Below are 250 nucleotides of genomic sequence, written 5' to 3'. Positions count from 1 at the left end.
CAGCATCGCGGCATCGGCCCGGAGCTGGGCCGCCCGGGCCTCGGGCAGTTGGCCGGGCGCCAGCGAAACGGGATGCGCGCGGCCTGAGGCGTCGGTGAGGACATCGCCGAGTTCCGCCGCCGCGACGCGTCGGTACCAGACCCACTTATAGCGTCGCTCCCCGCGCGTCATCTCGCCATGCGGCCCCGGGACGGAATAGCCGAGCGCCTGCGAGCCCGGCAGCATGGCGAAGGCGAAGCGGTCCAGCAGC

1 protein-coding gene is annotated in these 250 nt (G+C 73.6%); it reads right to left on the bottom strand.

The features are described from left to right. Window positions 1-250: FAD binding domain-containing protein (locus AC0IW9_RS31455; protein WP_471652211.1), on the bottom strand; the 250-nt coding region annotated here is incomplete at both ends.

This window comes from Belnapia sp. AC561 (assembly GCF_979252845.1).
Note: the sequence above shows the minus strand (reverse complement) of the source record. Positions and strands in the feature narration are given on the sequence as shown.